A 12,382-nucleotide genomic window follows, 5' to 3' on the forward strand; every position below is an offset into this window, starting at 1 on the left:
GAGGACGCTTGCATGAAGAGACAAAAACGAGATCGTTTAGACCGAGCCTTTTCGAAGGGATTCCAAGCCGGTGTCGGCGGCCGCTCCAAGGAGCTTTGTCCTTATTCGAATCTTGATTCTCGCTCCCAGTGGCTAGGAGGCTGGCGCGAAGGGGTAGAAGGCCGGATAAACGGCCTGTTCAATAAGTAATTCAGCAAGACTGCCCTCCCAGATGAGGGCATTTTTATAGCGCTCTGAAAGCAACAAGGTCGGCAATTGCCGACCTTGTTGCTTGTATTCGATGGCTTTAGAAGGCTGAGGTATCGCTGAATACACCCACTTTCAGATCCGTGGCTGAGTAGATCTCGCGGCCATCTACTTCCAAAGTCGCATCGGCAATACCCATCACCAGTTTGCGGTGTATGGTGCGCTTGATATTAAGCTTATAAGTCACCTTCTTGGCGCCTGGCAGCACCTGGCCGGTAAATTTGACCTCGCCTACACCAAGTGCACGGCCTTTACCCACGGCGCCCTCCCAGGCAAGGAAAAAGCCAACCAGTTGCCACATGGCATCCAGTCCCAGACAACCTGGCATAACAGGGTCATCAACAAAGTGACAGCCAAAGAACCAGAGATCCGGGTTGATATCCAGTTCTGCAACAATTTCACCTTTACCGAAGGCTCCGCCGTTGTCGTTGATGGTGACGACTCTGTCGATCATCAACATGTTGTCCACGGGCAGGCGAGGGGAGTTCTTGCCAAATATCTCACCATGGCCGCAGGCGATGAGCTCTTCTTTGTTGAAACTGTTTGCTTTAGTCATTGTTGTTACCACATCCTTCATCAAGTGCCGCCAAGATTAGCGAACAGGTGTAAGCCAAACAACTCCGATCAGCTACTTATTGGCGAAAAAATGGCAATCTTGCCAGCAAGCTCGCAAAATAGCCCGGTTCTTCATCAAGATTGCCTGCCAACTTGTCCAGTCGTTGTTGCACCATGCCGTATAAAGTGTCTTCGGGGAAGTTGTTGTCTTCGTCTGCTTCCCCGGCCTCTATCCCCATCAACAGAGTGACAGCTTGGTCGACATGAGTGATTTCGTAGAGCAGAAATTGACCTTGCTCTACCGCCGCTATGATCTCGGGTGCCAGGTTGAGTTGCTGCACATTGGACTTGGGCATAATCACCCCTTGGCTGCCGGTCAAGCCACGCCTGGCACAGAGCTTGAAGAAACCCTCAATCTTCTCGTTGACACCGCCGATGGCCTGTACGTTGCCGAACTGATCAAGCGCACCTGTTACAGCCAGCCCTTGGTCTATCGGCTGTTCGGTTATCGCCGAGATCAGGCTGCAATATTCGGCCAAGGAGGCACTGTCACCGTCAATCTCCTGATAGGACTGCTCAAATACAATATTGGCATTGAGGTGCAAGGGCGCGTCGCGGCCAAATACCCGATAGAGACATGCGGACAGGATCATCATTCCCTTGGCGTGGATATTGCCCGCCAACTCAGATTTCCGCTCAATGTCGGCCACTTCACCATCACCATAATGCACTGATGCCGTGATCCTGGCCGGCTCGCCGTAGCAATAATCCAAGGTGTCTATCACTGTCAGGCCATTGATTTGCCCCACCATAGCACCCTCAGTTGGCAAATAGATGAAGGCGTCATCAAGATTTTGTGCCGACTGCTGTTCTTGGGCGTTATGTCGCTGCTGACGTTGTGCCAGGGCATGTTCAATGGCGTGGGCATCAAGCGCTTGCCCCTGGCTGTAAAAAGCAGCTTCAGCGAACACTTGTGCCAAATCTGCGCTGGCGAGGCTCAAGCGCTGCTGATGCTCTGTCAGGCGACTGCTGTACCTGAGCAGAGGCAGTAAGGCCGACTCGGTCAGTTGACAATGACTGAGCTTGGCCAGCTCTGCCAGCCAGGCTACATAGGCATTGACAGTAACCTTTTGCAAATCAATTTCAAATACCAGCTCGCCAAGCAGGGCGAACAACTCGCTGAATCTGCGCTCATGGTACCTGAGCTCGCTGTAGAGCAGACTCGAGCCCACCAATACAACTTTGGCTTGCAGTGGCTGCCATTGTCCCTGAAGCTCGAAGCCACCTTTTTCGATGGCATCCAACAATAGCTCCCATAAAGGCTCACGTTTCCACAAGGACTCGGCGCAGATAAAAAGTAGTCCGGGCTTTGCGAGGGCACCCGGTTGCCTTGATGGTTGACTATCCGGATAGCCGAGTAGCTGCGCCCGGGTGATGCGACCGCTTAAATATTGCATTGGCATTTTGCTTTGGGCGCTCAGGGCTTCAAACAGCCAAGTGCGGTGGATACCCTGGAAGTCTGCCAGGAAGAGCTGTTGTCCTGATAAGGTTTGCAGCAGACCAAAGGCGTCTATGACTCTTTCCTGTCCAAGTAATAGATCTGTCAGTTGGCTCGATGTGGGAAGCTGCAGATTGGAGTATTGAGGGGTAAGGGCCCCGGCCGGGATCAAGCTAGGCTTCATTGTGGCTCAAAGTCATTTAAAGATAAGCTGATTTTACCACAGGGGTGACGGAGCGGCATGGTAAATCTCCATTCTGGAGCGGCTTTTATTGTTCGATATGAGTTCCGTTTGAATCCTTCGGATGGCTGAGATTTAGGCATATGAACATATTTTTAGAAATAAGGGTTTACAACGGCTTAGTGAGCTTATAATATTTGCGCCGTTCCGGAGGGGTGGCAGAGTGGTTGAATGCACCGGTCTTGAAAACCGGCATGGGTTTATAGCCCATCCAGGGTTCAAATCCCTGCTCCTCCGCCATATTCAGAGAAGCCCGCTTGTGCAAACAGGCGGGCTTTTTCGTATCTGAGTTTTGATGATTGCTATTGGCCAGGTACCACTTGGAGTATTGCTGGGTTTATAGCGCCGTTATGCAGGGTTCAAATCCCTGCTCCTCCGCCATATTCAGAGAAGCCCGCTTGTGCAAACAGGCGGGCTTTTTCATATTTGGTTTTGATGATTGCTACTGGCCAGGTACCACTTAGAGTATTGCTGGGTTTATAGCGCCGTTATGCAGGGTTCAAATCCCTGCACCTTCGCCACATTCAGATAGGCCCGCTTGTGCAAACAGGCGGGCCTTTTCGTATTTGGTTTTGATGATTGCTATTGGCCAGGTACCACTTAGAGGATTACTGGGTTTATAGCGCCGTCATGCAGGGTTCAAATCCCTGCACTTCCGCCACATTCAGAGAGGCTCACTTGTGCAAACAGGCGGGCTTTTTCGTACTTGGTTTTGATGATTGCTATTGGCTAGGTACCACTTAGAGTATTGAGGGTTTATAGCGCCATTATGCAGGGTTCAACTCCTTGCTCCTTTTAGCATATTCAGATAGGCTCGCTTGTGCAAAAAGGTGGGCCTTTCGTATTTCCGTTCCTATGCCAGTCATAGACTTAAAGTCGCCAATAGAGTAGGCAATCCACTTGTTTGTCCAACGACTACATCAACGATACTCAGATCTATCTGACGGGGTTGGGACAGTTTATAGTTCTGAAATGCTCAACTAAAAGCCGCTTTGTTTAACGAATAAGCAGTTGGAATAAAATGATTTATTAAAGGTTTACACGCTTTTTTGTTGGATATATTATTTGCGTCGTTCCGGAGGGGTGGCAGAGTGGTTGAATGCACCGGTCTTGAAAACCGGCATGGGTTTATAGCCCATCCAGGGTTCAAATCCCTGCTCCTCCGCCATATTCAGAGAAGCCCGCTTGTGTGAACAGGCGGGCTTTTTCATATCTTGGTTTTGATAATAGCGATTAGCCTGGTATCGGTTAGCGGATTGCTGGGTTTATAGCGCCGTTATGCAGGATTTAAATCTCTGTACCTCTGCCTTATTCTGAGAGACCCGCTTGTGCAAATAAGCGGGCTTTTCCGTGTCCCAGTTTTAATGATTGCTACTGGGAAAATCAGTTCTGTGTTAGAGCTCGCCTACACAGTTTCAAGTCCATAAATTTTCCTCTCAATTCAGACAGAGAGGTCATCTCGCTCCAATAGCTTTAAGTGGACATTTAGGTATGCTATTAAGCACTTTTATGTCTACTTGATTGGATTATGGATATCAGTACTGCTTTGCAACGGCTGCACAGTTTTGATCGTAAAGGTATTTATGTTTATACCAAGGGGAATCTCAGGCGGCTATTTTTTGATGATACGGCAGAAGCGTTTAAGCAGAGCCTGCCTAGGTTGATAAAGCAGGGGATCCTGGAAAGGCCCTGCCGCGGCGTATACCTGTTTGCACTGAGCCGGCGAGATAGTTACGCGGTAGAGCATATCGCCTGTGCACTGCGGCGCGGTGAGTATAACTATGTTTCGCTGGAATCGGCCCTGTCTGAATACGGTGCGATTTCGCAGATCCCTATCAGCTACATTACCGTGATGACCACAGGTCGAAAGGGAGTTTTCAAGACACCCTATGGCACTATCGAATTTACCCATACCCAGCGCGATGACATGGATATTTTGCACAATACCATCAAAATTCCGCAAAGGCCGCTGCGTATGGCTACAGAAGCGGCGGCCCTGAGAGATCTGAAACGGGTTGGCCGGAACTTACATATGTTGGTTGAATCCTAACCGGCTCAATGTCGACCAGAACCTATTTGTCTTTCGGCCAAGGCATTGTTGCACTGATTTTGGCATTTTATTGCCTTGGCAAGAGAATTTTTATGCAACAAAAGGGAAGATTGTTGCACTTTATCCCTTATCCAAGTCAACATAAGAATGAGTTTCTTTTATAATCATAAAGTTAACTTGAGCTTTTCTATTGTCGGCAGATGGGCTAAATTATCCCAAAGGCTTCGAAGAATCAGGGCTACACGAAAAGGCCGACAATAATAAGGTGGGTTGAAGTTGATATCCGTATATTTGGTGGATGACCATGAGTTGGTCAGAACCGGGATCCGCCGGATCCTCGAAGATGAGAAAGGCATTAAAGTTGTAGGGGAAGCAGGTGATGGCGAAGCTGCTGTGCAGTGGAGCAGGCAGAATGAAGCCGATGTGATTTTGATGGATATGAATATGCCCGGAATAGGGGGGCTTGAGGCCACCCGTAAAATTCTGCGTTACCAACCTCATGCCAGAATCATAGTATTGACTATTCACTCAGAGGACCCTTTCCCGACCAAGGTGATGCAGGCCGGTGCTTCCGGTTATTTGACCAAGGGAGCCAAGCCGCCGGAGGTGATCCAAGCCATTCGGCAGGTCGCTCACGGGCAGCGATATCTGTCACCGGAAATTGCCCAGCAGATGGCCTTGAGTCAGTTTGATCAGACTGATGAAAACCCCTTCAAGTCGCTGTCTGAGCGGGAATTGCAGATCATGATGATGATCACCAATGGTGAGAAGGTCAATGATATCTCCGAGCAGCTGAATCTCAGCCCCAAGACGGTTAACAGCTACCGTTATCGCTTGTTTGCCAAACTGGGGATCAGCGGCGATGTGGAGCTGACCCGATTGGCGATTCGGTATAAAATGCTCGACACCGGGCAGTTCTGATTTACACAGGGAGCCATGGCTCCCTCTTTCTTTGTTGTTTTCTGTCCCTGAAATCTTTATCTCTTCAGCCGTTATTCATAGAGTGGGTTCATGCCGCAGGAATTCAATCCCAAGCTTTTTCTTAAAAATCTGACCTCAGCGCCGGGCGTCTATCGTATGTACGACAGCGGCGGTAGCGTGATTTACGTGGGCAAGGCCAAAGATCTCAAGAAACGGCTCTCGTCTTATTTTCGCAAGAATCTGCCCAATGTGAAGACTCAGGCGCTGGTGTCCCATATCGCCAATATCGATGTGACACTGACTCACAGTGAAACCGAAGCACTGATCCTGGAAAACGATTACATCAAGCAGTACTTGCCGAAATACAATGTGCTGCTCAGGGATGACAAGTCTTACCCCTTTATTTTGCTGAGCCAGCACAGGCACCCCAGGCTTGCTTACCACAGGGGGCCGCAACGGGAGAAGGGGCAGTATTTCGGGCCTTATCCCAATGGCGGTGCGGTGCGTGAAAGCCTGCATTTGATGCAGAAACTGTTTCCTATTCGTCAATGTGACGATCTCTACTACAAGGCGCGCTCGCGTCCCTGTTTGCAGTACCAGCTCAAGCGTTGCAGCGCCCCTTGTGTCGGCAAGGTCTCGGACGAGGAATATCTGGAGCAGGTCAAGTTGGCGACCCTGTTTCTCAAGGGCAAGGATCAGCAGGTGCTCAGCGCCTTGGTCAAGAAAATGGAGCAGGCGGCCGAGTCCATGGCCTACGAGCAGGCGGCCCGCTATCGGGATCAGATCATGGCGCTCAGACGAGTGGCCGAGCAGCAGGAAGTGTCATCCAGCCATGGTGATCTTGATGTTATTGGGGTGCACTACGCCTCAGGGGTGGCCTGTTTCCACCTGTTGTTTATTCGCGAGGGCAAGATTTTCGGTAGCCGCAGCTACTATCCCAGCGTGCCGGCGCAGACCGAAATGGCTGAGGTACTCAGAGCCTTTATGCTGCAGTTTTATCTCAATGTCGATATTCAGCGTACTATCCCGCGGGAAATTCTCCTGAGTGACGGCTATGAGGAGCTGGAAGAGCTGGAGCAGGTGTTAATGGACGCACTGAACAAGAAAGTGGCCATCCGCACTCGGGTCAGGGGGGACAGAGCCGGTTATCTGCGCCTGGCCAAGACCAATGCTACCAATGCCGTCAATACCAAGCTGGCCCACCGCAATACGGTGGAGCAGAGATTCCTGCTGCTTGAAGAGGCGCTTGAACAAAGCACCCCGATTAAACGTATGGAGTGCTTCGATATCAGTCATACCATGGGGGAGAGCACTGTGGCCTCCTGCGTGGTGTTCAATCGTGAAGGGCCGGACAAGAGCGAATATCGGCGCTACAACATCAAGGGCATTACTCCCGGTGATGATTATGCGGCGATGAAGCAGGCCTTGACTCGCAGGTTTGATAAAGTCAATGCACAGGGCAAGATCCCGGATATTGTCTTTATCGATGGCGGCCTTGGGCAACTCAGAATGGCCCAGGAAGTGGTCAACGAAAAGTTTGTCGGCATAGAGGCCGTACCTACACTTATTGGGGTCGCCAAAGGTGAAAGCCGCAAACCCGGGTTGGAAACCCTGATCTTCGGTGATACCGAAGAGAGCTTTTCACTGCCGGATGACTCACCGGCGCTGCATCTTATTCAACATATTCGTGATGAATCCCACAGGTTTGCGATTACCGGTCATAGAAATAAACGCCAAAAGACCCGCAACACCTCAAGCCTTGAGTCTATCCCGGGGATTGGCCCGAAAAGACGCAAGGCTTTGCTGCAATATCTGGGGGGATTACAACAGGTGAAGGGGGCAAGTGTGGCGGAATTGGCAAAAGTGCCCGGGATTAGTCCAGAAATGGCTCAAACGATACACGATGCATTGCGGGGGTAGTAAAAATCAGGCAAGATTGGCGCTGCTTTTGATTATTTGGTTTTATCATGCCGTTTAATATACCCATCGCCCTTACCTGGTTTAGGCTGTTCTTACTGCCTGTTTTTGTTCTGGTATTTTACTTACCGTACAGTTGGGCGCCGTTCATGGCTGCATTTGTTTTCTGGCTTGCAGCCATTACCGACGCCTTGGATGGGTATGCGGCCCGTAAACTGGAGCAGTCCACTCGTTTTGGTGCCTTCTTGGATCCTGTGGCCGATAAGCTGATGGTGACCACGGCCCTGGTGCTGCTGGTTGAAGACTACAACACCATCTGGCTGACCTTGCCGGCGCTGTTTATGATAGGGCGTGAGCTGGTGATATCGGCGCTGCGTGAGTGGATGGCCGAGATAGGTAAACGCGGCGCTGTGGCGGTATCCTGGATTGGCAAGTATAAGACGGCAGCCCAGATGGTGGCAATTATTGGCCTTATCTGGAAGCAGGGCGACTGGATGATCTATACCGCCTATGCCTTGCTGTATGTGGCGGCTTTCCTGACCTTCTGGTCGATGATCAGTTATATCAAGGCCGCCTGGAAGGATCTGATAGCAGGTTAAACGGTGCTAGTTTGTGCCCGATTGCACAATAATGTTTCGATAAGATTATTTAGTGTCCAAGCAAACAGTTAAGCACTAATTCTTCGTTGACAGTCGGGGTTAAAAGCGTAGAATGCCAATCCGTAGTCAGGGCTGGCTCTGAATACAAAACGAAGCAAGAAAAGTGATGCGACATTAGCTCAGTTGGTAGAGCGGTACCTTGCCAAGGTACAGGTCATCGGTTCGAACCCGATATGTCGCTCCAATCTCACACAGCACCTCAATGCTGTGACCCCAAAAAGGCGCGATGGCAGAATGGCTATGCTGCGGATTGCAAATCCGTCGATCTCGGTTCGACTCCGGGTCGCGCCTCCAAATTTAATCCCCCTAAATTGAATTCCCTTAAAGTCACTAGAAGCAAACTTAGCCCTTGTTTTCATACCAAGTTTACGTTCGTTAATAGCTGCTGACTTTTATCACATCAAATCCCGGTTCAACTGTCAGATACAAGCGTCAGTATTGATATCTTTGGCCAGCAACAAGCATGACTATTGATGCAGGGGGCAGAGAGCCTGCCCCGAGAACGTATTACTCTGGCTGCAGAGCCTGTTTCAGCGAAGGGGAAGCCTTAAAGCTAGGCTGATTGCTGCCGGCAATCTCCAAAGGTTCACCGGTTTGTGGGTTACGGCCGTTGCGGGGAAGGTGGTATCTGAGCTCGAAAGTGCCAAACTGCGGCAGATAAACCTTCTCGCCTTCACTGAGTGCCTGGGTAAGGCTAGCCAGAATATGCTGCAGTTGCACTTTGGCTTGAGCCTTTGAGATCTGTTGTCTTTCGGCCATCTGCCGAATGAGCATTTGTCTGTTCATTATATTGCCTGTTACTGCTTTGGCAGGATTTTATATCAGAATAATCTCCATGATCACAGGCTTGTGCTAATAAGTGGTTAATTATCAATCGCTAATAATCATTGACTTGCCAATGTATTATGTTAATCGAGGGTCGTTCAGCCAATTGTCAGCAAAATATCATCGAATCACGGCGCATATTTGCCATAATTGAGCTTATGTCCCGGGAGGCCGATATGACAAAGCGCGTGTTAATGCCTTTACTGATCATTCTGCTCCTCAGCGGCGCGGCATATGCAGTTAAAGCCGATGATGCCGCTATCAGGATCCTGAATAATCAGCTGCAGTTGCTGGCTCTGCTGCCTGAAGGGCAGGAGTTTGCCGATGATTTACGTTCCATGAGCCGCGGCGATCTTAACCTTCAACTGGAGTTGCGTGAGGGGATTGAACAGGATATTGCAGCCTTCTGGAAGCGTCGTGGCGTTCCTTTGGCCTTCAACACGCTACCCCTTGACGCCAATTCGCTCAGCCGGGCGCTGGCGCTGGAGCCTCAGGAAGACGACTATCTGGCAACCAGCAGCCGGATCCGCTATCTCATTTGGCTCGCTGAGCGGCATCAATGGCCCAGGTTGGATCCCGGTGGTTGGCTGCGCCCTGGCGACAGTCATCTGCTGCTCCCAACAATTGCGAAGCGTCTATATTGGCTTGGCGATCTCAGCAGCGAGCCGGGCGACAACAAGGTTTATTCACCGCAGCTGGCCTCGGCGGTAGAAGCGTTTCAATCCCGTCATGGGCTTAAAACCGATGCCATCATAGGCCCTGATACGCTGCGTTGGCTCAATACTGAACCATTGCAACGTGCCCGCATGCTGGCCGGCAACTTCGTCGCCCGCACCGTCTACAAGCAGCAATTGGGAAAGCGCTATCTGTTGGTGAATATCCCGGCGTTTGAGTTGACTCTGGTGGATGACAACCAGGTGCAGTTACGCTCCCGGGTCATAGTCGGCAAACCCTATCGGCAAACACCACTGCTCAGCAGTGAGGTATCCAATATCGTTTTAAATCCTACCTGGACTGTGCCAAGGGGTATACTGAGGCGCGACTTACTGCCGCAGATCCGCAAGGATGGTGAATATCTGCAGCAGCGGCATTTCAATGTTTATGACTATCAGGGCAATAGAGTGGAAGAAAGCGCCGCAGCCTGGCAAAAAGAGGCGAGTGGCCGTTTCCCTTATCGTTTGGTACAGCAACCGGGCGCCGATAATGCCTTGGGACGCTATAAGTTCCATTTCAGCAATGGCTTTAATGTTTATCTGCATGACACACCGGACAAGCATCTGTTTACCAAAGCCAATCGAGCCCTGTCTTCCGGTTGTATCCGGGTCGACAAGGTGGAAGAGTTGGCGTCCTGGATGGCCAATAATCTGGTGCGGGACAAGAGAACCTGGCAGCGGATGCAAAGTGACTATCAAACCACTCAATGGTTTGCCTTTGAGCAGCGCCTGCCTGTTCATCTGGTTTATTGGACTGCGTGGATGGATGAGCGGGAAAGAGCGCAATTTCGCAGCGACATCTATCAATTGAGCCCGGGAGTTAAGGTGGCACTTGAGGCGCAGACGATAAGGAATACTGAATTGGCCCACAAGGCAGAGCAGCATCAGGGAAGTGAGGAGCATTTGCTGCGTCCTTGATAAACAGTATCTTTGGGACGCCGAACCCAAGCTTTACTAACTTAATGTGGTGCAAGGAATTATCTCGATTTCTGTCTAGTTCATCTCAAAAGGCCGCGGCGCTGCCTCTAAATCGGCGCTTGACCTTGGCGTTAATCCCGTATAATTTGCCGCCTTGTGGTTGTTTTTTGTGCAAGGTGAATAAGTGTCAGTAGTATGTCCTGCCCGTAGGCAGTTGTTGATGGGCCTTGGCGGCGCGGCAATGGTTTCTATGCTTCCTTCAAAAGCGATGGCGAGTCGGTCTACTAAAGGTAGTCGATATCTGAGTTTTTATAACCGGCATACAGGGGAGCGTGGCGATGGGACTTATTGGAAAGACGGTCATTATCAGAGTAACACTCTGTCGCAGTTCAGCCATCTGCTGAGAGATCATCGGCTGAATTTGGCGGCCCCTATGGATAAACGCCTGTTCGATCTCCTGTTCAACCTGCAGCAGACATTGTCGGTTTCTGAAGAGATCCATGTGATTTCAGGTTATCGCTCGCCTAAAACCAACGCCATGCTGGCCGGCAAGAGTAACGGCGTAGCCAAGAAGAGTTACCATATGCGGGGTATGGCAATGGATATCGCGATCCCCGGAGTTAAGCTTGAGACTTTGCGTGAGGCTGCCCTGTCATTAAAACTAGGGGGAGTCGGCTATTATCCGAAGTCGGGATTTGTCCACGTTGACTGCGGGCCGGTGCGCAGCTGGTAGGTTTTTCCGGCACAGAGAGATTGGTTTCTGCCCTGCGGATAAAGCCCTGTTCGCGGGGTTTTCTATCTTCCAATAGAGCCATCAGCTCGCTGAACTGCAATCTGAGACGTAACAGCTCGCGGGTTTGCTGCCAGTCGGCGACCAAGGTGTTGAGTCTGTCATAAAAGAGAGCGTCTGAGCTCAATTGCTCGATAAGATCCGGGCAGTTGCAGGCACGCATCAAATGTAACAGATGGCCGCTTTTCTGCTGATTACAGGCGAGAAACTCCAATAAAATCAGGTCGAGCTTCTCCTGTTGAAACGGAGCATGTTCGATCAGGTAATGGAGTTCCGCTGCCAGTTTATAGCACAGGCTATCATCCCGTATCAGTTGCTGCAGATTGGCGTTCATCGGCCTGCTTCATGTAATAAAACCAGATTACTGAAAGCAGGGTAGCAGCAGGGCGATGGAAAAATTGTGATCTCGATCAGGGTAAAACCTCTGCTAAGCAATGGCTTTTCTTAATGATTACAGATGTTACAGATGAGCAACAGCGGGAGAGAGAAATTGACTTCACTTTTACCTGTAAAGGGTAAATCAGCTTGTCGGCTCAGTTACCTCTGTGCTAGTATTCGCCCGCTTTATATGAAGGCCGCTATTGGTCGAAAATAGTGGCCAGTTATTGACTATCAAAAGAGTATTATTATGTCTTACACTATTCCAGCACAAACCCGCACTGAGATTGGGAAAGGTTCGAGCCGCCGCCTGCGTCGTGACGGGAAAGTTCCAGCCGTTATCTATGGCGCCGGCAAAGAAGCCGTTGCTATTGTGTTCGAGCACAAAGATATCATCAACATCCAAACCAACGATGACTTCTACACCAGCGATCTGACCATAGTTCTGGACGGTAAAGAAGTTAAAGTACGCGCTCAGGCTATGCAGCGTCACGCGTTCAAGCCAATGATCGAGCACGTAGACTTCGTTTACGCTTAATCGATAATTGGATGTTGAAAAGCGCCCTCAGGGCGCTTTTTTTATGTCTGCATTTTGAGCTGCAGGGACAGCTAATTAGGCTTTAAGTCGCATTTTATGTCCAGGCCGGATGGGATAAGTAGCGGATGCCCGC

11 protein-coding genes, 4 tRNA genes and 1 pseudogene are annotated in these 12,382 nt (G+C 50.3%); 12 read left to right on the forward strand and 4 right to left on the reverse strand.

Annotation, left to right across the window (positions count from 1 at the left end):
- The first annotated feature begins 12 nt into the window (after positions 1 to 12).
- Positions 13 to 189 (forward strand): ribosome modulation factor, encoded by a 177-nt coding sequence (gene rmf / locus ACWAU4_RS10360; protein ID WP_081737068.1) that lies wholly within the window; start codon positions 13 to 15, stop codon positions 187 to 189.
- A gap of 97 nt (positions 190 to 286) precedes the next feature.
- Here the strand turns inward: rmf and fabA are convergent, their stop codons facing one another.
- Entirely contained in the window at positions 287 to 802 is a 516-nt protein-coding gene (gene fabA / locus ACWAU4_RS10365; RefSeq protein ID WP_025888985.1) for a bifunctional 3-hydroxydecanoyl-ACP dehydratase/trans-2-decenoyl-ACP isomerase, read from the reverse strand.
- A 76-nt stretch (positions 803 to 878) separates the two neighbouring features.
- The gene (locus ACWAU4_RS10370; RefSeq protein ID WP_144164878.1) at positions 879 to 2,483 is read right to left on the reverse strand and encodes a Lon-insertion domain-containing protein; all 1,605 of its coding nucleotides are present in this window, start codon (positions 2,481 to 2,483) and stop codon (positions 879 to 881) included.
- Positions 2,484 to 2,689: 206 nt separating this feature from the next.
- Here ACWAU4_RS10370 and ACWAU4_RS10375 point away from each other — a divergent pair.
- The 8 genes from ACWAU4_RS10375 to ACWAU4_RS10410 all read left to right on the forward strand — a co-directional run bounded on the left by ACWAU4_RS10375 (position 2,690) and on the right by ACWAU4_RS10410 (position 8,381).
- Positions 2,690 to 2,780, forward strand: a tRNA-Ser gene (locus ACWAU4_RS10375).
- 837 nt (positions 2,781 to 3,617) lie between these two features.
- Positions 3,618 to 3,708 (forward strand) — tRNA-Ser (locus ACWAU4_RS10380).
- 360 nt (positions 3,709 to 4,068) lie between these two features.
- Positions 4,069 to 4,590 (forward strand): type IV toxin-antitoxin system AbiEi family antitoxin, encoded by a 522-nt coding sequence (gene abiEi, locus ACWAU4_RS10385; protein ID WP_025009634.1) that lies wholly within the window; start codon positions 4,069 to 4,071, stop codon positions 4,588 to 4,590.
- 276 nt (positions 4,591 to 4,866) lie between these two features.
- Positions 4,867 to 5,511 carry a UvrY/SirA/GacA family response regulator transcription factor gene (gene uvrY / locus ACWAU4_RS10390; protein ID WP_025009635.1) on the forward strand — a complete coding sequence of 215 codons (645 nt, stop codon included), beginning with the start codon at positions 4,867 to 4,869 and terminating at the stop codon, positions 5,509 to 5,511.
- Between the two features lie 90 nt (positions 5,512 to 5,601).
- Entirely contained in the window at positions 5,602 to 7,431 is a 1,830-nt protein-coding gene (gene uvrC / locus ACWAU4_RS10395; protein ID WP_117200649.1) for an excinuclease ABC subunit UvrC, read from the forward strand.
- A 47-nt stretch (positions 7,432 to 7,478) separates the two neighbouring features.
- Positions 7,479 to 8,027, forward strand: a complete 549-nt coding sequence (gene pgsA / locus ACWAU4_RS10400) for a CDP-diacylglycerol--glycerol-3-phosphate 3-phosphatidyltransferase (protein ID WP_028779289.1) — start codon at positions 7,479 to 7,481, stop codon at positions 8,025 to 8,027.
- 168 nt (positions 8,028 to 8,195) lie between these two features.
- Positions 8,196 to 8,271 (forward strand) — tRNA-Gly (locus ACWAU4_RS10405).
- A 36-nt stretch (positions 8,272 to 8,307) separates the two neighbouring features.
- A tRNA-Cys gene (locus ACWAU4_RS10410) sits at positions 8,308 to 8,381 on the forward strand.
- A gap of 213 nt (positions 8,382 to 8,594) precedes the next feature.
- On the opposite strand, the pseudogene ACWAU4_RS10415 reads toward ACWAU4_RS10410, so the two are convergent.
- Positions 8,595 to 8,885 (reverse strand): annotated as a pseudogene (locus tag ACWAU4_RS10415) (HU family DNA-binding protein); the annotation flags it as partial.
- A gap of 203 nt (positions 8,886 to 9,088) precedes the next feature.
- Here ACWAU4_RS10415 and ACWAU4_RS10420 point away from each other — a divergent pair.
- Positions 9,089 to 10,543, forward strand: a complete 1,455-nt coding sequence (locus ACWAU4_RS10420; protein WP_167716218.1) for a L,D-transpeptidase family protein — start codon at positions 9,089 to 9,091, stop codon at positions 10,541 to 10,543.
- Positions 10,544 to 10,727: 184 nt separating this feature from the next.
- Positions 10,728 to 11,276, forward strand: coding sequence for a DUF882 domain-containing protein (locus ACWAU4_RS10425; protein WP_081737067.1), 549 nt, complete (start codon positions 10,728 to 10,730; stop codon positions 11,274 to 11,276).
- Here ACWAU4_RS10425 and ACWAU4_RS10430 read toward each other — a convergent pair.
- On the reverse strand, positions 11,164 to 11,667 hold the full coding sequence (locus ACWAU4_RS10430; RefSeq protein ID WP_044734399.1) for a hypothetical protein: 504 nt from the start codon (positions 11,665 to 11,667) through the stop codon (positions 11,164 to 11,166). The two genes, ACWAU4_RS10425 and ACWAU4_RS10430, sit on opposite strands and share 113 nt — an antisense overlap.
- A 294-nt stretch (positions 11,668 to 11,961) precedes the next feature.
- Here ACWAU4_RS10430 and rplY point away from each other — a divergent pair, with 294 nt between their 5' ends.
- Positions 11,962 to 12,249 carry a 50S ribosomal protein L25 gene (rplY, locus tag ACWAU4_RS10435; protein WP_045282740.1) on the forward strand — a complete coding sequence of 96 codons (288 nt, stop codon included), beginning with the start codon at positions 11,962 to 11,964 and terminating at the stop codon, positions 12,247 to 12,249.
- The last annotated feature ends 133 nt before the right edge of the window (positions 12,250 to 12,382 follow it).

The sequence above is a fragment of the Shewanella sp. FeAMO genome (assembly GCF_053653955.1).